Source organism: Streptomyces sp. NBC_00683 (assembly GCF_036226745.1).
Classification (GTDB): domain Bacteria; phylum Actinomycetota; class Actinomycetes; order Streptomycetales; family Streptomycetaceae; genus Streptomyces.
This window is the reverse complement of record NZ_CP109013.1, coordinates 3,453,373-3,473,008: the sequence shown is the minus strand read 5'-3', so window position 1 is coordinate 3,473,008 and position 19,636 is coordinate 3,453,373. Positions and strand designations below refer to the sequence as shown.

Annotated in this window: 19 protein-coding genes; 10 read left to right on the top strand and 9 right to left on the bottom strand. The window is 71.3% G+C overall.

Annotated features, from left to right (window positions below; translation table 11 throughout):
• Nucleotides 1-250: 250 nt before the first annotated feature.
• Complete coding sequence (locus OG257_RS15250) at nt 251-1,381, top strand: XRE family transcriptional regulator (protein WP_329208150.1); 1,131 nt, start codon at nt 251-253, stop codon at nt 1,379-1,381.
• Between the two features lie 184 nt (nt 1,382-1,565).
• Nucleotides 1,566-2,555, top strand: a complete 990-nt coding sequence (locus tag OG257_RS15245; protein WP_329208148.1) for a malate dehydrogenase — start codon at nt 1,566-1,568, stop codon at nt 2,553-2,555.
• Nucleotides 2,556-2,664: 109 nt separating this feature from the next.
• Here the strand turns inward: OG257_RS15245 and OG257_RS15240 are convergent, their stop codons facing one another.
• Together OG257_RS15240 and OG257_RS15235 are read right to left on the bottom strand one after the other, a co-directional pair.
• Nucleotides 2,665-3,402: an isocitrate lyase/PEP mutase family protein gene (locus tag OG257_RS15240; protein WP_329208147.1), complete on the bottom strand. Its 738-nt coding sequence runs from the start codon at nt 3,400-3,402 to the stop codon at nt 2,665-2,667.
• Between the two features lie 16 nt (nt 3,403-3,418).
• Nucleotides 3,419-3,916 (bottom strand): carboxymuconolactone decarboxylase family protein, encoded by a 498-nt coding sequence (locus OG257_RS15235; protein ID WP_329208145.1) that lies wholly within the window; start codon nt 3,914-3,916, stop codon nt 3,419-3,421.
• A gap of 47 nt (nt 3,917-3,963) precedes the next feature.
• Here OG257_RS15235 and pdxR point away from each other — a divergent pair, with 47 nt between their 5' ends.
• The 3 genes from pdxR (at nt 3,964) to OG257_RS15220 (ending at nt 6,948) form a co-directional block, all read left to right on the top strand.
• Nucleotides 3,964-5,364, top strand: a complete 1,401-nt coding sequence (pdxR, locus tag OG257_RS15230; RefSeq protein ID WP_329208144.1) for a MocR-like pyridoxine biosynthesis transcription factor PdxR — start codon at nt 3,964-3,966, stop codon at nt 5,362-5,364.
• Between the two features lie 114 nt (nt 5,365-5,478).
• Nucleotides 5,479-5,754 carry a hypothetical protein gene (locus tag OG257_RS15225; protein WP_329208143.1) on the top strand — a complete coding sequence of 92 codons (276 nt, stop codon included), beginning with the start codon at nt 5,479-5,481 and terminating at the stop codon, nt 5,752-5,754.
• 6 nt (nt 5,755-5,760) lie between these two features.
• The gene (locus tag OG257_RS15220) at nt 5,761-6,948 is read left to right on the top strand and encodes a glutathionylspermidine synthase family protein (RefSeq protein WP_329208142.1); all 1,188 of its coding nucleotides are present in this window, start codon (nt 5,761-5,763) and stop codon (nt 6,946-6,948) included.
• Between the two features lie 296 nt (nt 6,949-7,244).
• On the opposite strand, the gene rocD is transcribed toward OG257_RS15220, so the two are convergent.
• The 4 genes from rocD to OG257_RS15200 all read right to left on the bottom strand — a co-directional run bounded on the left by rocD (nt 7,245) and on the right by OG257_RS15200 (nt 11,173).
• Nucleotides 7,245-8,450 (bottom strand): ornithine--oxo-acid transaminase, encoded by a 1,206-nt coding sequence (gene rocD, locus OG257_RS15215; protein ID WP_329208140.1) that lies wholly within the window; start codon nt 8,448-8,450, stop codon nt 7,245-7,247.
• 138 nt (nt 8,451-8,588) lie between these two features.
• A complete protein-coding gene (locus OG257_RS15210; protein ID WP_329208138.1) occupies nt 8,589-9,344 on the bottom strand; it encodes a hypothetical protein in 756 nt (251 codons plus the stop codon).
• 313 nt (nt 9,345-9,657) lie between these two features.
• Entirely contained in the window at nt 9,658-10,578 is a 921-nt protein-coding gene (locus tag OG257_RS15205) for a hypothetical protein (RefSeq protein WP_329208136.1), read from the bottom strand.
• Nucleotides 10,571-11,173, bottom strand: a complete 603-nt coding sequence (locus OG257_RS15200) for an RNA polymerase sigma factor (RefSeq protein ID WP_329208134.1) — start codon at nt 11,171-11,173, stop codon at nt 10,571-10,573. The genes OG257_RS15205 and OG257_RS15200 overlap by 8 nt, the downstream gene beginning before the upstream one ends.
• Nucleotides 11,174-11,338: 165 nt before the next feature.
• On the opposite strand from OG257_RS15200, the gene trpS reads away from it, so the two are divergent.
• Nucleotides 11,339-12,352, top strand: a complete 1,014-nt coding sequence (trpS, locus tag OG257_RS15195; RefSeq protein WP_329208132.1) for a tryptophan--tRNA ligase — start codon at nt 11,339-11,341, stop codon at nt 12,350-12,352.
• A gap of 90 nt (nt 12,353-12,442) precedes the next feature.
• A complete protein-coding gene (locus tag OG257_RS15190) occupies nt 12,443-13,033 on the top strand; it encodes a 2'-5' RNA ligase family protein (protein WP_329208130.1) in 591 nt (196 codons plus the stop codon).
• 163 nt (nt 13,034-13,196) lie between these two features.
• On the opposite strand, the gene OG257_RS15185 is transcribed toward OG257_RS15190, so the two are convergent.
• A complete protein-coding gene (locus OG257_RS15185; RefSeq protein ID WP_329208128.1) occupies nt 13,197-13,952 on the bottom strand; it encodes a decaprenylphospho-beta-D-erythro-pentofuranosid-2-ulose 2-reductase in 756 nt (251 codons plus the stop codon).
• Between the two features lie 139 nt (nt 13,953-14,091).
• Nucleotides 14,092-15,444, bottom strand: coding sequence for an FAD-binding oxidoreductase (locus tag OG257_RS15180; protein ID WP_329208127.1), 1,353 nt, complete (start codon nt 15,442-15,444; stop codon nt 14,092-14,094).
• 128 nt (nt 15,445-15,572) lie between these two features.
• Here OG257_RS15180 and OG257_RS15175 point away from each other — a divergent pair, with 128 nt between their 5' ends.
• Nucleotides 15,573-16,496, top strand: a complete 924-nt coding sequence (locus OG257_RS15175) for a YihY/virulence factor BrkB family protein (protein WP_329208125.1) — start codon at nt 15,573-15,575, stop codon at nt 16,494-16,496.
• On the opposite strand, the gene OG257_RS15170 is transcribed toward OG257_RS15175, so the two are convergent.
• The gene (locus OG257_RS15170) at nt 16,444-17,715 is read right to left on the bottom strand and encodes a D-alanyl-D-alanine carboxypeptidase family protein (RefSeq protein WP_329208123.1); all 1,272 of its coding nucleotides are present in this window, start codon (nt 17,713-17,715) and stop codon (nt 16,444-16,446) included. The two genes, OG257_RS15175 and OG257_RS15170, sit on opposite strands and share 53 nt — an antisense overlap.
• 121 nt (nt 17,716-17,836) lie before the next feature.
• On the opposite strand from OG257_RS15170, the gene OG257_RS15165 reads away from it, so the two are divergent.
• Both OG257_RS15165 and OG257_RS15160 read left to right on the top strand, forming a co-directional pair.
• The gene (locus OG257_RS15165) at nt 17,837-18,082 is read left to right on the top strand and encodes an SCO4848 family membrane protein (RefSeq protein ID WP_329208122.1); all 246 of its coding nucleotides are present in this window, start codon (nt 17,837-17,839) and stop codon (nt 18,080-18,082) included.
• 74 nt (nt 18,083-18,156) lie between these two features.
• Entirely contained in the window at nt 18,157-19,509 is a 1,353-nt protein-coding gene (locus OG257_RS15160; RefSeq protein WP_329215111.1) for a metallophosphoesterase, read from the top strand.
• Nucleotides 19,510-19,636 lie beyond the last annotated feature (127 nt).

Here is a 19,636-nt window from a genome sequence, read left to right as displayed (position 1 = left end):
GCCACGGTGTGATCGCCGCGCAACGGTGGCAGACTGACCCGGCATACGCCACAGGCGTACGACGGAGCGTGCGGTGACGCCGAATGCACCCATGCGCCCCCCTATGAGGAACTGACACCTTGGCTTTGTGCATCCTCGTGGGTAGTTCAGAAGCGGGAGACCGCCGGTTCTGAGTGGGGCGTCAGGGCTCGGTGTCACGGAGCGGGGGCGCGTCGGGCACGTTCGGGGGAAAAAGGATGAGGGGGGAGTAATGCCTCGTTGGAAGGCACTGCCGGAGGAACTCGACCCGCAGGTCAAGGAGTTCGCCAACCAGCTGCGCAGGCTGGTCGACCGGAGCGGGCTGAGCATCGCCGCGGTGGCTGACCGCACGGGCTACAGCAAGACGTCCTGGGAGCGATATCTCAACGGCAGGCTGCTCGCGCCCAAGGGGGCGATCGTTGCGCTCGCCGAGGTGACAGGCACCAATCAGAACCACCTGACGACCATGTGGGAGCTGGCGGAGCGTGCCTGGAGCCGCTCCGAGATGCGCCACGACATGACGATGGAGGCCATACGGATCTCGCAGGCGCGTGCGGCGCTCGGCGAGTTCGGGCCGACCTCCGCCCCCGCGGCCGGCCGGAGCAGCCGGTCCGGTGGACGGGCGGGCGGGGGCGCGGGGGTCTCCACCGCGCCCGAGCCCGGGGAGGACGTGCGCGACGCGGGCCGTCCGCCGTCCGTGCCGGTCCAGCGCGGAGCCGTTCCGCGGATCCCGCAGCAGCCGAGGCACGGGGCGGCACCGGATGCCGGTGCCCCGGGCGGCCTCGGCCCCGCGGACGGATTCCACTCCGCCGGTGCGGGGGCGCAGCGGCCGGACCGGCGTGCGGGCCGGGGCGGACAGCCCGGCAGCCGTCGCAAGCTGACGATGTTCCTCGTGGGTGTGGTGGGCGCTCTGCTGGTGATAGCCGGCGCGGTGCTGCTCACCGACCTGGGTGCGGACGACGGTGGGAGGAAGACCGCGACCCCGTCCGCCGAGCCGAGCACCACCGCACCGGAGCTGCCGGCCGGGGTCGAGTGCACCGGCGCGGACTGCACCGGACAGGACCCGGAAGCCATGGGCTGCGGAGGCCAGTTCGCGAGCACGGTCTCCAGGGCAACGGTGGGCACCAGCCTCGTCGAGGTCCGCTACAGCAAGACCTGTGCGGCCGCGTGGGCCCGTATAACGAAGGCCGCTCCCGGAGACACCGTTCGGATCAGCGCGGGCGCGGGCGGGCAGGACGGCACGGTGGACGCGGACGCGGATGCGGATGCGTACACCCCGATGGTCGCGGTGAAGAAGGCATCGGACGCGAAGGCGTGCGCGACCCTCGCCTCCGGCACGGAGGGCTGCACCACACCTGAGTAGGGCATCACGGCGAACGGACAGCTGCGGTACGTGACCGGCTGTGTGCGGTCCCACAGGGGGGTGGGCGGCCGGGGCGACCGGGGTCGGATAGCCTGACCGCTGGATATCTCTTCACATCAAGATTCAGAGATATCCAGCACCAGGGGCAGGGACCCCCACCGCCAGCTGTCTAACGGAGATCGCCATGACCCGCACTCCCGTGAATGTCACCGTGACCGGCGCAGCCGGCCAGATCGGCTACGCGCTGCTCTTCCGCATCGCCTCCGGCCACCTGCTCGGCCCGGACGTGCCGGTCAACCTGCGACTCCTCGAGATCCCGCAGGGTCTGAAGGCCGCCGAGGGCACCGCGATGGAGCTCGACGACTGCGCCTTCCCGCTGCTGCGCAACATCGAGATCACGGACGACGCCAACGTCGGCTTCGCCGGCGCGAACGTCGCCCTCCTGGTCGGCGCCCGCCCGCGCACGAAGGGCATGGAGCGCGGCGACCTGCTCTCCGCCAACGGCGGCATCTTCAAGCCGCAGGGCAAGGCCATCAACGACAACGCCGCGGACGACATCAAGGTCCTCGTCGTCGGCAACCCGGCCAACACCAACGCGCTCATCGCGCAGGCCGCCGCCCCGGACGTACCGGCCGAGCGCTTCACCGCGATGACCCGTCTGGACCACAACCGCGCGATCTCGCAGCTGGCCGCCCGGACCGGTGCCGCCGTCTCCGACATCAAGCGCCTGACGATCTGGGGCAACCACTCGGCGACCCAGTACCCGGACATCTTCCACGCGGAGATCGCCGGCAAGAACGCCGCCGAGGTCGTCAACGACGAGGCATGGCTGGCCGACACCTTCATCCCGACCGTCGCCAAGCGCGGCGCGGCGATCATCGAGGCGCGTGGCGCGTCCTCGGCCGCCTCGGCCGCCAACGCCGCCATCGACCACGTGCACACGTGGGTCAACGGCACCGCCGAGGGCGACTGGACCTCGATGGGCATCCCGTCGGACGGCTCCTACGGCGTCCCCGAGGGCATCATCTCCTCCTTCCCCGTCACCACGAAGGACGGCAGGTACGAGATCGTCCAGGGCCTGGACATCAACGAGTTCTCCCGTGCGCGCATCGACGCCTCGGTGCAGGAGCTCACCGAGGAGCGCGACGCGGTCCGCGAGCTCGGCCTGATCTGACCGGACTCCGGCCACGGCCGGACCGGATCCGTACGAAGAGGCGCCCCCGGCAGCACATGCTGCCGGGGGCGCCTTCTCATGTCCGGGTTTGCCTTCTCGTGTCTGGGTTTCAGCGGCCGCGCAGCCGTTCCGCGAGGTCGCGCACCGCGGCGGCGGCCCGTCGCTGCAGCAGGGGACCGAAGGTGATCCGTGCGGCGCCGAGCTCGCCCAGCCGGCGGGCGTCGGACGGCCCGTCGGGTGTGCCGTTGGCGTTGAGCGGAACCGGGACGGCGGCGGCAAGACGGGGAAGGTCGTCGGCCGGGGCAGTGATCGGGTAGACGCAGTCCGCACCGGCGGCCGCGTAGAGACGGGCGCGGGCGATCGTCTCGGCGACCACGTCCGTTCCGGCCGGGACACCCCTGATGTACGTGTCGACGCGGGCGTTGACGAAGAGACGGCCGCCTGCGGCGGAGCGCACCTCCGCGAGCCGGTCCGCGTGCCGCTGCGGGTCGAGGAGGATCCCGTCGGCCGAGTCCTCCAGGTTGCAGCCGACCGCGCCGGTCTCCAGCAGGCGTTCCACGAGTTCCGCCGGGGTCAGGCCGTAACCGGATTCGATGTCCGCAGACACGGGAACGGACACGGCGCGCACGATCCGGGCCACCGCCGCGAACATCTCGGCGGCGGGCGTGTGCCCGTCCTCGTGGCCGAGCGAGGCCGCGACCCCGGCGCTCGGTGTCGCCAGTGCCGGAAAGCCGGCGTCGGCGAAGGCACGGGCGCTCGCGGCGTCCCACGGACCGGGCAGGAGCAGGGGGTCGCCCGGAGGGCGGTTGTGGTGCAGGGCGCGGAAGACGGACACCGGCTCGTTCATGTGGCTCACCGCCGCCTCAGTGCTTGATGTCGCCGGGCGTGTAGTGGCCGGGTACCTGACGGGTGGCCACCCCGAACCGGTTCCAGGCGTTGATCACCGTGATGGCTGCGATCAGCTGGCTGAGCTCGGCCTCCTCGAACTGCTTGGCGGCCTTCGCGTACACCTCGTCCGGTACGAACCCGTCGGTCAGGACCGTCACGGCCTCCGTCAGCTCGATCGCCGCCAGTTCCTTCTCCGTGTAGAAGTGCTGCGACTCCTCCCAGGCGCTGAGCTGGACGATCCGCTCGACGGACTCACCCGCGGCGAGGGCGTCCTTCGAGTGCATGTCCAGGCAGAGGGCGCAGCGGTTGAGCTGCGAGGCCCGGATCTTCACCAGTTCGAGCAGCGCCGGGTCGAGCCCCTTACGCGATGCGGCGTCCAGCCGGACCATGGCCTTGTAGACATCGGGAGAGAGCGTGGCCCACTGCAGTCGGGCGGGGTGCTCGGGGGCGTGGCTGTGTTCGTTCGTCGTCATGCCTACGACGCTACGGCTCCGGTGGCGCACCGGTATGGTCCATTTCCATGACGGATTCCTGGGCCGCTTTCGGGGCCGACCTGCACATCGAACCGGTCGGCGCGGGGGTGCGGAGCGGGCTGATCAACGCATTGCGGGAGGCTGTCCGCACGGGGCGGCTGGCCCCGGGCACGCGGCTGCCCTCGTCCCGTACGCTCGCCGTCGATCTCGGGGTCGCCCGCAACACCGTCGCCGACGCCTATGCCGAACTCGTCGCCGAGGGCTGGCTCACCGCGAAGCAGGGTTCGGGGACGAGGGTCGCGCAGCGGGCCGCTCCGCGCCGGCCGGCCGCGCGGACGGCGAGATCCCGGCAGGTACGGCGCCGGCCCGCCTACAACCTCATGCCCGGATCCCCCGATCTGTCGGCGTTCCCGCGCGCCGAGTGGCTCAAGGCGTCCCGGCGCGCCCTGACCGCCGCGCCCAACGAGGCCTTCGGGTACGGGGATGCACAGGGGCGCATCGAACTGCGCACCGTGCTTGCGGACTACCTGGCGCGGGTGCGCGGTGTGGACGCGGACCCGGAACGCATCGTGATCTGCTCCGGGTTCGTCCACGGGTTGATGCTGATGGGGAAGGTGCTGCGGAAGCGGCGGGTCAAGGAGGCCGCGGTCGAGTCGTACGGTCTCGACATCCACTGGAACCTCCTGTCCGAAGCGGGACTGCGCACCCCGTGTCTGCCGGTGGACGGGCTCGGGGCCAGGACCGGCGAGCTCGGTGGGATGCGAGGCGTGGGCGCGGTGCTGATGACGCCCGCGCACCAGTTCCCGACGGGTACGCCCCTCCACCCCGACCGGCGGGCCGCTGCGGTCGACTGGGCGCGCTCCGCGTCGGGCCTGATCCTGGAGGACGACTACGACGGGGAGTTCCGCTACGACCGCCAGCCGGTGGGCGCCCTCCAGGGGCTGGACCCGGAACGGGTCGTCTATCTGGGGACGTCCAGCAAGTCGCTGGCGCCGGGGCTGAGGCTGGCCTGGATGGTCCTGCCGGAGGGACTCGTGGGAGAGGTGTGCGAGGCGAAGGGGGGCTTCGACTGGATGTCCGGGACGCTGGACCAGCTGACACTCGCCCAGTTCATGGAGTCGGGGGCCTACGACCGCCATGTGCGCGCGATGCGGCTGCGCTACCGGCGCCGCCGCGACCAGCTCGTCGAGGCGCTCGCCGAGCGTGCCCCGGACATCCGGGTGAGCGGCATCGCCGCCGGGCTGCACGCGGTGCTCGAACTCCCCGAAGGCACCGAGCGGTCGGTGGTCCAGGCGGCGGCCTGGCAGGGACTCGCGATCGAGGGGCTGTCGCGCTTCCGGCACCGGGAGGCGGCGGCGGGCCGGGACGGACTGGTGATCGGCTACGGATCTCCGCCGGAGAGCGCCTGGGCGGGCTCGCTGGACGCGCTCTGCCGGGTGCTGCCGTAGGCGTGGATGTCCGGACAAACGGGAGAGCGTCGGCACGTGATTTCGGTCGAGCCGGTCGGGCATCTAATCTGACTGCGTCCAGTGGCTCGTGGGTACGACGGGGGAGAACCGAAAATGGTCAGGCGCAGGCTCAGGTCGGGCACCGTGGTGCTCGGCGGCATGGGGGTGCTCGCGGCGACGCTCACCTCCTGCAGTTCGGAACCGGACCGGCGATGCGTCGACCGGGTGACCCAGGAAATACTGCCGAGTTACGAGTGCAGCGACAGTAACGGCAGCGGTACGTACTACTACGGCGGCAGCAGCTCCAACAACAAAGTCTCCGGCGGCAGTTTCAACAAGTCCGCGGTCGAGCGGGACGGATTCGGATCTTCCGGCTCCGGCGGCGGCTGAGCCGGCATGGAGCGCCGCACCATCGAGCCGCGTCCCGGCTGGCAGGAGACCGTGGAGGAGCAGGGGCTGATCTACCCCCTGACCCGCTACCCGGACGGATCCCTGCGCCCGTACTGGGACGAGAGCGCCTACTACGTCTTCTCGCTGCCCGAGGTCGAGGCGCTCGAAGAGGTCGTGGAGGAGCTGCACACGATGTGCCTGGCCGCCGCCGGGCACATCGTCGAACAGAACCGCTTCGCCGATCTGGGCATCACCGACCCCCGGCTGGCGGGCCTGATCGCCGAGTCCTGGCGCCGCCGCGCCGAACTCCCCTCCCTGTACGGCCGGTTCGACCTGCGGTACGACGGGACCGGTCCGGCGAAGATGCTGGAGTACAACGCCGACACCCCGACCTCGTTGGTGGAGGCCGCCAGCCCTCAGTGGTTCTGGATGGAGGACCGCTTCCCGGGGGCCGACCAGTGGAACTCCCTTCATGAGCGCCTCGTCGACGCGTGGAAGCGGCAGGCCCCGCTGCTTCCGCCCGGGCCGCTGTACTTCGCCCACTCCGACGGCGACGAACTGGGCGAGGACCTGATGACGGTCGCCTATCTCCGGGAGACCGCCGCGCAGGCCGGAGTGGAGACCGAGGCACTCTCCGTCGAACAGATCGGCTGGGACCGGCTGGCCGGCCGGTTCGTGGACGAGCGGCTCCGCTTCATCCGCAGCTGCTTCAAGCTCTACCCGTGGGAGTGGCTGGCGACCGACCGGTTCGGGCCGCATGTGCTGGACACCCTCGACAACGGGGGCGGAACCGGCACCACCTGCTGGATCGAGCCCGCCTGGAAGATGCTCCTCTCCAACAAGGCGCTGCTGGCCGTCCTGTGGGAGCTGTATCCCGGTCACCCCAATCTGCTGCCCTCCTATCTCGACGGACCCCGCGAGCTGGCCGGGCCCGGCGGAGCGGGCTATGTCGCCAAGCCGCTGCTCGGCCGGGAGGGTGCCGGAGTCACCATCCACGAGCCGGGCAGCGAGCAGGTGCTGCGCGACGAACCGTGCTGCTACCAGGAACTGGCGCCGCTGGCCGACTTCGCGGGCAACCGTGTCGTCCTCGGAGCCTGGGTGGTCGAAGACGAGGCGGCCGGGCTCGGCATCCGGGAATCGGCGGGGCTGGTCACGGACGAATACGCCCGCTTCCTGCCCCACGTCATCCTCTGAGAGCCCACGAGCAGCCGACCGGTCCCCGCTGACCGACGCCCTCCCCGGGCGGCCGGGCACTCCGGGAGGCCGGTCCCCGGGCGGCCGGCCCGGAAGGCCGGCCCCGCATGACCGCTTCCCGGGCGGCCGGGCACTCCGGGCACTCCGGGCGGCCGGGCCCCGGCTTGCCGCCCTGGGAGGCCGGGCCCGTATGACCGCTTCCCGGGCGGTCGGGCCCCGGCCGACTCGGTCGGGCGCTCCGACACCGCGGACGCGGACGCGGACCACAGGCGCTCAGCACACCGCGGACGCGGACCTCAGGCGCTCAGTACGGCGCGGAGCTGGTCCAGGCCCCAGTTCAGATCCTCCTTGCTGATCACCAGGGGAGGGGCGATCCGGATCGTCGAACCGTGGGTGTCCTTGACCAGTACCCCGCGATCCATCAGCTTCTCCGAGATCTCCCTGCCCGTCCCGAGCCCCGGGGAGATATCGACCCCCGCCCACAGACCGCGGCCCCGGACGGCTTCCACCGCCCCCTCGCCGGCCAGCAGCCCCAGCTCGTGGTGGAGGTGGTCACCCAGCTCCGCCGCCCGCTGCTGGAACTCACCGGTGCGCAGCATCGCGACCACCTCCAGCGCGACCGCGCAGGCCAGAGGGTTCCCGCCGAACGTCGAGCCGTGCTCACCCGGGCGGTAGACACCGAGCACCGCCGCCGACGAGACCACGGCCGACACCGGCACGACACCACCGCCCAGCGCCTTGCCCAGCACATACATGTCGGGAACCACGCCCTCGTGCTCACACGCGAAGGTCTTGCCGGTGCGGCCGAGCCCCGACTGGATCTCGTCCGCGATGAACAGGACGTTCCGCTCCCGGGTCAGCTCCCGGACCCCGGGCAGATAGCCCGGCGGCGGTACCAGCACCCCGGCCTCGCCCTGGATCGGCTCGATCAGCACCGCCACGGTGTTCTCGGTCATCGCCTCACTGAGCGCGGTCAGGTCCCCGTACGGCACGATCTCGAACCCCGGTGTGTACGGGCCGAAGTCCGCCCGCGCCTCCTGGTCCGTGGAGAAGCTGACGATCGTCGTCGTCCTGCCGTGGAAGTTGCCGGCGACGACGATGATCTTCGCCATGCCGTCCGGGACACCCTTGACGCGGTACCCCCACTTGCGCGCGGTCTTCACCGCCGTCTCCACCGCCTCCGCTCCGGTGTTCATGGGCAGCACCATCTCCATGCCGCACAGCTCGGCGAGCTGCGTACAGAAGTCGGCGAACCGGTCGTGGTGGAAGGCGCGCGAGGTCAGCGTCACGCGCTCCAGCTGGGCCTTGGCCGCGTCGATGAGGCGCCTGTTGCCGTGTCCGAAGTTGAGGGCGGAGTAACCGGCGAGCATGTCGAGGTAGCGGCGGCCCTCGACATCGGTCATCCAGGCTCCGTCCGCGGAGGCGACGACGACCGGCAACGGGTGGTAGTTGTGCGCGCTGTGCGCCTCGGCGGAGGCGATGGCAGTTTCCGTGGTCGACACGGGATCTCCGTTCGTCGTGCGGCGTGGGCGGGGTGTGCCCACTTTGTATCGTCGGTCGGATCCGGGACGAGGAAACCTTTACTGTGCGGCGCGCCTCCGAACCCCCGGTGCACCGCTTCCTGTCGCTCTCCCTGCCGCTCAGCGGTCGAGCAGCTCCTGACGCCGCCCCGGCTCCCGTCGACCACCCCTCGAACGCAGGGCCAGGGCGAGCACCGCGCCCATCGCGAGCCCGGGTATCGCCCACCACCAATGGTCGAGGCGCTCGTAAGGCCCCGCATCCTCTGCCGCGACAGCGGCCGCGAGAGCCCTCCGGCCGGGGGAGGCCACGCCATCCGGTGATGGCGCCCCGCCGGCCGGGGTCCCTGCGGCGGGCGCCTGGGCACTCTCGCTCTCCCAGGGACGGGGATGCAGCGCGGGCCCCGCCTTCTCGGGGCTCGTCCTGCCCATCAGCCCGAGTGAGTCCAGGAGGGCGACCAGCTTCCTCGGCTCGGCGGCGCGGTGCCAGAGACCCCGATAGGTGGCCGGCACCTGCGCGGCCGTGTGTATCCATACGGTGTCGGGGTCGGCTCCGGGGAACACCCGGTCCGTCCGGGTCGGCTGCAGGTCGAGGGCCATCCATGTCACGTTGATCTGCCGGGTCGCCACCGAGCCGTCCAGCGACGGAGGGCGGGGACGGTCGCCTTTGTCCGGCGGGCCCAGCAGGCGGGACAGCCCGCCGAATCTCGGATCCGATACGTAGAGGGCGGAGGCCTCGCCGCTCGACGGTGAGGTGACCAGCACGCTCGTCTGCCCGCCCGCCACCGCGCTCGGCGCGAGCAGCACGCCCAGCCCGAGGACCGTCACCAGAACGGCGAGACGCCGCACCCACCCCCGGCGCTCCTGTCGCTTTCGCATGTGTCGTCCCCCTGCCTGTGTCCGGTGCGGACCCTCCGGACCGGACACTTCTGATACACCGCCGGGCCCTTCGAGGTTCCGTCCGGAACCGGTTGTTTTCCGGTCCGTCCAGAGGCCCAGAGGCCCGGAGGCCCGGAGGCCCGGAGGCCCGGAGGCCCGGAGGCCCGGAGGCCCGGAGGCCCGGAGGCCCGGAGGCCCGGAGGCCCGGAGGCCCGGAGGCCCGGAGGCCCGGAGGCCCGGAGGCCCGGAGGCCCGGAGGCCCGGAGGCCCGGAGGCCCGGAGGTCCAGAGGTCGTCCAGAGGTCGTCCAGAGTTCAGAGAGTGGACTCGGCGACCGAGCGCGCCCGCTCCTGCGAGTCCACGCCTTCCAGCCGCAGCGTCATCCGACCGTCCCGCACCCACAACAGCGTCGGTCCTGCGGTCCGTTCGGACCGGACCCACCGCAGACCGTCCTTCCCGACCATCCCGAAGTCCAGCTGATGGGGCTGCGCGAACCACAGCGCTTTCGTCCGGGGACCGGTGTCGTCCGTGCCCAGCTCCAGCCACTGCGGCTGTATGCGGACCTGCTTGGTGAAGTACGGATCGAGCCCGGACGCGAACTCGTCGAGCCGAATGGTCCGCCCCCGCTCGTGCCAGCACAGGGTGACCATCCACCGGCGCTCCGGCAGGCCTGTCACGGCCACCGCGTCCGGTGGACCGAGCTCGCCGGGGACGACCGGCCGGAAACCCGCTCGCCGGGCCGCCTCGGCGATCGGCACCGACTCGGCGCAGTCCGGGGCACCCGGCTCCCCGGCCGCCCCCGGCGCGCCGGTGCTTCCGGCGCCCGGTGCCCGCGACGCGTCGGCCGGGCCGGGGGGCTCCGCCGACGGTGCGTACCGCACCTGGACCCCGCCGAAGTCGAGCCACTCCACGACCGCCGCCCTGACGGGGGGCGTGAGCACCAGCACGACGAGCAGGCCCGAGAGGGCGGCGGTCAACATCCGTGCGTGCCTGCGGGCCCACGCGCCGGTCCGCTCCCGCAGACCCGGTGGTTCGCGCACCGGTGTGGGCGCCGCTTCGGCGACGATCTGCGCCAGCACGCGCTCGGCCATCGTGCGGCCGTCGGTCGCCGGCACGTCCAGGCCGCGGCCCAGGGCAAGCAGCTCCGCCCGCAGCCGCGCCCGGTCTCCGTCGCGCTCCGGGCCCGGGCGATTGTGTGCCGATCCCGGGGGCGTCGGGTCGTCCATCTCAGCCATTCCTCTCACCTCCTTCCGGTCCCGGACCCGGGCCCAACTGCCCGCCGAGCCGCTGTTCCAGCTTCTTCAGTCCACGGTTCAGACGGGACTTCACCGTCCCGCGCGGCCAGCCCAGCGCCTGCGCCGTCTCCGCCTCGTCCATTTCGAGGAGATAGCGGCAGGTCACCACCTGCCGCTGCTCCTCGGTGAGCTCTTCCAACGCGGCAGACAGCAGGGTCCGCCGCTCTTCAGCCAGCGCCGCCACCGCGGGATCCGCCGTATCGGGTATCAGCGGGTCGGCACCCTGAAATCTGGCCTCACGCCCGGCCACCGCCCGTGCGCGCCCCGCCGACCGGACTGTGTTTCTCGTCTCATTCACCACGATCCGCAGCAGCCACGGACGGAAGGACGCGCCGTCCCGGAAGCGCCCCAGCGCTTGGTACGCCTTGAAGAACGCGGACTGCACCACGTCCTCCGCGTCGGCCCCCGCGCCGAAGGCCACGGCCGCCCGCAGTGCGACACCTGTGTGGGCGCGCACGAGCTGCGCGTATGCCTCCGCCTCGCCGGCGCGCACACGAGCGATCACCGCAGCCTCACCGTCGGCCGTGTCCCCCATCGGCCCACCGGACTGTCCTCCGGCACGCCCGACGACACCGCTCCCGGTCCTGTCGTCGACGGTGCGGCCCCCCTCCGGCCCTGGCTGCAGGGCCCCCTCCCGCGTCCTCACACCTTTCATACACCGGCTGCCGGAGATCGGTTCCATACCTGAGACAATGAGTTCATGGCCTCTGATCGACCCCGTGTGCTCTCCGGAATCCAGCCCACCGCAGGCTCGTTCCACCTCGGCAACTACCTCGGCGCGGTCCGCCAGTGGGTGGCGCTGCAGGAGTCCCACGACGCCTTCTACATGGTCGTGGACCTGCACGCGATCACCGTCCCGCAGGACCCCGCGGAGCTGCGTGCCAACACCCGGCTCGCCGCCGCCCAGCTGCTGGCGGCGGGGCTCGACCCGGAGCGGTGCACGCTCTTCGTCCAGAGCCATGTTCCCGAACACGCCCAGCTCGGCTGGATCATGAACTGCCTCACCGGCTTCGGCGAGGCGTCCCGCATGACGCAGTTCAAGGACAAGTCCGCCAAGCAGGGCGCCGACAGGGCGACCGTGGGGCTCTTCACCTACCCGGTGCTGCAGGTGGCCGACATCCTGCTCTACCAGGCCAACCAGGTCCCGGTCGGCGAGGACCAGCGCCAGCACATCGAGCTCACGCGCGACCTCGCCGAGCGCTTCAACGGCCGCTACGGACAGACGTTCACCATCCCGGCGCCGTACATCCTCAAGGAGACGGCGAAGATCTTCGACCTCCAGGACCCGGCGGTCAAGATGAGCAAGTCGGCGTCCACGCCGAAGGGCCTGATCAACCTGCTGGACGAGCCGAAGGTCACCGCCAAGAAGGTCAGGAGCGCGGTCACCGACACGGACACCGTCATCCGCTTCGACGCGGAGAAGAAGCCCGGCGTCAGCAACCTCCTGACCATCTACTCCACCCTCACCGGAACTGCCGTCGCAGATCTCGAACAGAAGTACGAGGGCAAGGGCTACGGCGCGCTGAAGACGGACCTCGCGGACGTCATGGTGGAGTTCGTCACCCCGTTCCGGACCCGCACCCAGGAATATCTGGACGACCCGGAGACGCTGGACTCCATCCTGGCCAAGGGAGCGGAGAAGGCCAGGGCCGTCGCCGCCGAGACGCTGGCGCAGACGTACGACCGTATGGGCCTTCTGCCGGCGAAGCACTGAGTCCAAGGACCCTGGCGAGATCACGGCCCGAGGGTTCACACTGGCGTCGGCACGACCGAAAACCGACCATCGACGATTGAGGAGAACGATGTGGGGACCGTAACGCTTGGCGTTTCGATCGCGGTCCCGGAGCCCTACGGCAGCCTGCTCCAGGAGCGGCGCGCGAGCTTCGGGGACCCTGCCGCGTACGGCATTCCCACCCACGTCACCCTTCTCCCGCCGACGGAGGCCGAGGCGGCGGACCTGCCGGCGATCGAGGCGCACCTCGCCCAGATCGCCACGGCCGGCCGCGCCTTCCCGATGAGGCTGTCCGGTACGGGCACCTTCCGCCCGCTGTCACCGGTCGTCTTCGTCCAGGTCGTCGAAGGCGCCTCGGCCTGTTCCTGGCTCCAGAAGCGGATCCGGGAGGCCTCGGGGCCGCTGGTGCGCGAGCTCCAGTTCCCGTACCACCCGCATGTGACCGTGGCGCACGGCATCGCGGAGGACGCGATGGACCGCGCGTACGAGGAGCTCTCCTCGTACGAGGCGGCGTGGACCTGCGGTTCCTTCGCGCTGTACGAGCAGGGCGCGGACAGCGTCTGGCGCAAGATCAACGAGTTCCCGTTCGGGGCCGGCGGCGGCGCACCCGCCGTACCGGCCCAGGGCGGCTGCTCCGTGGACCAGCCGTCCCTGCAGCCCTGAGCAGCCTGCCGGGGCCACGGCCCCCGCAGCCCTGACGCTGCGCCGGTCCCAGCCCAGCCGGTTCCAGCCCAGCCGGTTCCAGCTCACCCGGTCCCAGCTCACCCGGTTCGCAGCGGACCGGGTGCCCCGGTCCGCTGCCGTGCTCCGCCGACCGGACCGCCGTCTAGACCGGCAGCCGCCGGAACAGCGGGCGCGGGACGTGCCGCAGCGCCGACATCACCACCCGCAGGGCGCCGGGCACCCACACCGTCTCCGAGCGCCGCCTCAGGCCCGTCACGATCGCGTCGGCGACCGCGCCCGGAGTCGTCGCGAGCGGAGCCTCCTGACGGCCCGCGGTCATCTTCGACCGTACGAAGCCGGGGCGTACGACCATCACATGCACCCCCGTACCGTGCAGCGCGTCCCCGAGCCCCTGCGCGAAGGCGTCCAGGCCCGCCTTGCTCGACCCGTAGATGAAGTCGGCGCGCCGGGCGCGCTCGCCCGACACCGAGGAGAGCACCACCAGCGATCCGTGGCCCTGCGCCTGGAGTGCGCCGGCGCACACCAGGCCGGCGGAAACCGCCCCCGTGTAGTTGGTCTGGGCGACCCGGACCGCGGACAGCGGATCCTCCTCGTCGCGCGCCTGGTCGCCGAGGATGCCGAAGGCCAGCAGCACCGTGTCGATGTCACCCTCGGTGAAGAGCTTTCCCAGCACCTCCTCGTGCGACTCGGTGTCGAGCGCGTCGAAGGCGACGGTACGCACGTCCGCCCCCAGCTCACGCAGCTCGGCGGCGGCCCTCTCCAGGGCGGGGGAAGGCCGGCCGGCCAGCCGGACCGTGCGGGTACGGCGGGAGATCAGGCGGCGCGCGGTGGCCAGGCCGATCTCCGAGGTGCCGCCGAGGACGAGCAGGGACTGCGGGGCACCGAAGGCGTCCTTCACGAGAAATCTCCTAGCAGCGGCAGAGCGGACGGCAGGGGGCGGACGGCAGAGCGAGCGGCGGAAGAGGATGCGGCAGACGCGCAAGGCGGCAGACGCGCAGGTCGGCAGGCAGGCAGAGCGGCAGGCGGACAGGCAGCGGTCAGAGCGCGAGACGGCGGGACAGGTCCGACCGGAAGGCCCCCCGCGGGTCCAGTTCCGCCCGCAGGGCGCGGAATTCGGGCAGCCGCGGGTACATCGCGGCCAGTGTTTCCGGCCGCATCCGTGCGTCCTTCGCCAGGCAGACCCGGCCGCCGGCCGCCGCCACCTCGTCGTCGAGGCCGTCCAGGAGGCGCGCCACGCCGGGAAGCCCGGCGGGCAGGCCGAAGGAGAGCGTCCAGCCGGGTGAGGGGAACGACAGCCAGCCCGGACCGCCTTCGCCGAACCGCCCGAGCACGGCGTGGAACGCGGGACACCGGAGCGCCGAGATCCGCCCGACGATGCGGTGCAGGGTCTCCTCCTGGCCGTACCCGACGGTGAACTGGTACTGCACGAAGCCGTTGCGGCCGTAGAGGCGGTTCCACTGAGGGACGGCGTCCATGGGGTGGAAGAAGGCGGAGAGCTTCTGCAGCTCCCCGGAGCGGAACACGGGTGCGCTGCGGTAGCGGAGCTCGTTGAAGAGGGTTGCGGAGGTCCGGCCGAGCAGCCCTTCCGGTACGAGGGCGGGCGGCGAGGTGGACAGCTGTCCCGGGCGGAACACCAGCGGTGTGCGCCGGGCGCGCGCCCGGAGCGCACTGAGTGGTGCGTGCTCCCCCCGGGTGAGGACGGAGCGCCCCCTCGCCTTCCCGCGCGCCAGAAGATCGATCCAGGCCGTCGCATACGGCGCGCTGTGTCCGGAGGACGCGAGGCGGGCCAGTGTCTCGTCCAGATCGGCGGCCCGCTCGGTGTCGACCTTCATGAGCGACGTCGCGACGGGACGGAACCTGAGCGTCGCGGAGAGGACGACCCCGGTCAGGCCCAGGCCACCCGCGGTCGCGTCGAACAGCTCGGTGCCGGGCAGCACCGTGTGCACCTCGCCGTCGGCGGTCAGGAGTTCCAGCGAGCTCACATGCCGCGTGAAGGAGCCGGCGGCCGGGTGGTTGCTGCCGTGGACGTCGGAGCCGATCGCCCCGCCGACGGTGACATAGCGGGTCCGGGGGGTGACCGGCACGAACCAGCCGAGCGGCAGCAGAACGGTCATCAGCCGGTGCAGGCTCACCCCGGCGTCGCAGACCACCGTGCCGGTGTCGGCGTCGAACGTGCGGATCCGGTCCAACGCGGTCATGTCGACGACCGAGCCGCCCGCATTCTGGGCCGCGTCGCCGTGGGCGCGGCCCAGCCCGCGGGCGACGACACCGCGGGGCCCGCAGCCGCGCACGGCGGCGACGGCCTCTTCGTAGGTACGGGGGCGAAACCGCAGGGCGGTCGTCGGGGCGGTGCGGCCCCAGCCGGTCATGGACACCGTGTCGACGGACATGAGGGTGACCGTATCGCCCGAGAAAACCCATTTGAGGGATTTGTTACAGCACTCACCGAAATGGGTGATTGGTGGCTCCGGAGGACCCGGACACCGGTTTTCTCCGCCCAGAGGGGTACGCGTACGTCATGGACTGGCTGAAAAAACTCCCCGTCATCGGGCCGCTCGTCGCACGGCTCATGGAGACGCACGCCTGGCGCTCCTACGAGACGCTGGACCGGGTCCACTGGACGAGGCTCGCCGCGGCCATCACCTTCATCAGCTTCCTCGCGCTCTTCCCGCTCATCGCGGTCGGCGCGGCGATCGGTGCCGCGCTGCTCTCCGACGAGCAGCTGGAAAAGATCAAGGACAAGGTGGCCGAGCAGGTGCCGGGTATCTCGGACCAGCTCGGCATCGACAATCTGGTGGCCAACGCGGGCACGGTCGGACTCGTCGCCGGTGTGCTGCTGCTCATCACCGGTATCGGCTGGGTCGGCGCGATGCGGGACTGCCTGCGCGCCGTCTGGGAGAAGGACGACGTGGACGAGGGCAATCCGGTCGTCCGCAAGCTCAAGGACGCCGGTCTGCTGTTCGGCCTCGGCGGTGCGGCGCTCGTGACACTGGCCGCTTCGACCGTCGGCTCGACAGCCATCGGCTGGACGGCCGATCTGCTGGGCATCCCCGAGGGCGGCGCCGGCGGCGTGCTGCTCCAGGTGGCCGCCATGGCGGTCGCGGTGTTCGCCGACTTCCTGCTGCTGATCTACCTGCTGACCCTGCTGCCCGGCGTGGAGCCGCCGCGCCGCAGGCTGATCGTCGCGGGGCTCGTCGGCGCAGTCGGCTTCGAGCTGCTCAAGCTGCTGCTGGGCAGCTACATGAAGGACGTCGCGGCGAAGAGCATGTACGGCGCCTTCGGCGTGCCGGTCGCGCTGCTCCTCTGGATCAACTTCACAGCGAAGCTGCTGCTCCTCTGCGCCGCCTGGACGGCGACGCCGAGCAAGGAGGAGGGCGCGACCGGTTCCGTCAGCGACGGGGGAGACGACGCACCAGATCGGGCAGCGGCCAGCGCCGGTTGACCAGGAACACGCCCGCCCCGAGGACCACCAGCAGCCCGCCGACGATCGACAGTGCCGTCCACACCCCGCTGGTTCCGGTGGCAGCGGTGGTCGCCGCGTGCTTCTTCCCGGCCCCGGCCGTGGTCCCCGACCCGGCCTTGGCGGCGTCCGTGGCGCCTTCCTGCTGGGCGCCCTTGCCGGTCCCGGTGGCGGCGGACTTCGGAGGGACCAGTTCGCCGACCGGGGTCACCTTGCCGCTCGAAGCGAAGCCCCAGTCGAGCAGGCTTGCGGCCTCCTTGTAGACGGCGTGGCTCTCGTCGGACGACGGGTTCATGACGGTGACGAGCAGGACCTTGCCGTTGCGCTCGGCGACTCCGGTGAAGGTGTTGCCCGCGTGCGTGGTGTAGCCGTTCTTGACGCCCGCGATGCCCTTGTACGGCTCCACGCCGATGTCACCGGTGATCAGCCGGTTGGTGTTCTGGATCTCGAAGGACTTCCGCTTCTTGCCCTTCTTCTGCTCCCCCGGGAACTCGGCTGTCGCCGTCGCGCTGTACTCCCGGAAGTCGGCCTTCTGGAGACCGCTGCGGGCGAACAGCGTCAGGTCGTACGCGCTGGAGACCTGGTTCGGGGCGTCGTAGCCGTCCGGCGAGACGACCGTCGTGTCGAGCGCCTGCAGTTCCTCGGCGTGCCGCTGCATGGCCGCGACCGTCGCGGGCACGCCGCCGTACATCGAGGACAGCACGTGCACCGCGTCGTTGCCGGAGCGCAGGAACACGCCGAGCCACAGGTCGTGGACCGTGTAGGCGTGGTCCTCCTTGATGCCCACCAGGCTGCTGCCCTGACCGACACCCGCGAGCTCCTCCTCCGTCACCATGTGCGTCATGGTCCTGGGCTGGAGCGCGGGCAGGACCGTGTCGGCGAAGAGCATCTTCAGGGTGGAGGCGGGCGGCAGCCGCCAGTGGGAGTTGTGGGCCGCGAGCACCTGGCCGTTCTCCGCGTCCGCGACGATCCACGAGCGTGCGGTGAGGTCCTTCGGCAGGACCGGTGCGCCGCCGCCCAGGTTGACCTGGGTGCCGACCTCCCCGAGCTGCTTGCCGCCGACCGTCGACATCGGCCCGGTCGGCTTCGGCTGTTTGTCGTCGGTCTTGTCCTTGTCGGCCGCGACCGCAGGACTGACGACACATACGGACAGCAACGCGGCGGAGAGGACCGTCAATACGGTCTTTTTCAGAGCAGGCACGGTCGGAAACGTACATGGCGAAGCTGAGGATGGGGACCCGGATGCTCTGACCCGCCGTGCATACCGCCGAGACAGCCCACCCCGGGCGACCGTGCCGGAGGGCGGCGGCGATACTGAATCCATGAAGCTCAGCCGCCCCGTCTCCTGGTTCCTGCTCGCGTTCGGGGTGTGGAGCTGGTTCATCTGGATCACTTTCGCCAAGAACTTGTGGAAGGACGGCAGCGGACTGGCGTTCGATGACGCGGGTGACCCGACTGCGTACTTCTGGGTCCATCTCCTGCTCACCATCACGTCGTTTCTTCTGGGGACGGCCGTCGGAGTCATCGGGTTCCGTGGTGTCAGGGCTTTGCGCCGCGAACGCACATGACAAGCCGGACAAAGGTGAAGGTCCGGGCGCGGGCGGGAGCAGGCACACAGGTGGGCGGGGGAGCGTAAGTGGTTGTGGTCTTCGCAGGGGTGGCCGTCGCGGTCATCGCGCTGCTCGTCGGCGTGCACCGTTATGTGTGGCGCCGGTTCGTCGGTGACACGACGGCGAAGGGCGGTGTGGCGCGCCGTGTCGGCACGGTCGCGCTGTTCGTGCTGCCGGTGCTGAGCGTGGGCGCCCTGGTCTCGAGCCGCGCGGGTGTTCCTTTCCGGGTGCAGCAGGTGCTGGCCTGGCCGGGCTATCTGTGGCTGGCCGCGCTGCTGTATCTGACGCTGGCTCTGCTGGTGGGCGAGGCCGTACGTCCTGTCCTGCGCCGGGTACTCGCTCGCAGGGACGCCAGGAGCGCGGCTGCGGGGACCCGCACGGCTGCGGCCACGACGACAGCCACGACGCTCACGGACGCTGCGAGTGCCGAGCCGGGCGCGGCCGCCGGTACCGAAGCCGCCTCCGCCCCCGCTTCCGCCTCCGGAACCCGTACGGAAGCCGAGCCCCGCACCGAGACCCGCACCGACACCGAGGCTCCAGCCGTCCCGCCCGTCGCCGACCCCTCGCGGCGGCTGTTCGTCGCCCGCGCCGTCGGTGGCGCCGCCGCACTCGCCGGGCTGGGCACCGTCGGGTACGGCACCTACGGCGTGCTGCGCGGCCCCCGGGTCAAGCGCATCACCGTGCCCCTGGCCAAGCTGCCGCGCTCCGCCCACGGCTTCCGGATCGCCGTCGTCAGCGACATCCATCTCGGTCCCGTCCTGGGCCGGGCGCACACCCAGCGCATCGTCGACTCGATCAACGCGACCCGGCCCGATCTGGTCGCTGTCGTCGGCGACCTCGTCGACGGATCGGTCGCCGACCTGGGCCGCGCGGCCGAGCCGTTGGCCGGTCTCGAGGCACGGCACGGCAGCTACTTCGTCACCGGCAACCACGAGTACTTCTCCGGTGCTGCCGAGTGGGTCGACCACGTCCGTGAGCTGGGCCTGCACCCGCTCGAGAACGCCCGGGTCGAGATCGGCGGCTTCGACCTCGCCGGCGTCAACGACGTCGCGGGCGAAAGCGAGGGCCAGGGCCCCGACTTCGCCGCAGCGCTCGGTGACCGTGACCGCGGCCGCGCCTCCGTCCTGCTCGCACACCAGCCCGTCGTCATCCACGACGCCGTCGAGCACGGCGTCGACCTCCAGCTCTCCGGCCACACGCACGGTGGTCAGCTCTGGCCCGGCAATTTCCTTGCCGAACTGGCCAATCCCACCGTTGCGGGGCTGGAGCGCTACGGCGACACCCAGCTCTACGTCTCGCGCGGTGCGGGCGCCTGGGGCCCGCCGGTACGCGTCGGCGCCCCCTCCGACATCACCGTGGTGGAGCTCGCTTCCAAGCAGGCCTGAGCGGCGCACAGGCCGACGCACGGCCCGACGTGCAGGCCGACGTACAGAACTACGCACAGACGGACACGTACAGAGCCGTGCCTCCGGGCAACGGCCCCCGAGCCGCGCCTTCGAGCGACGCCCCTGA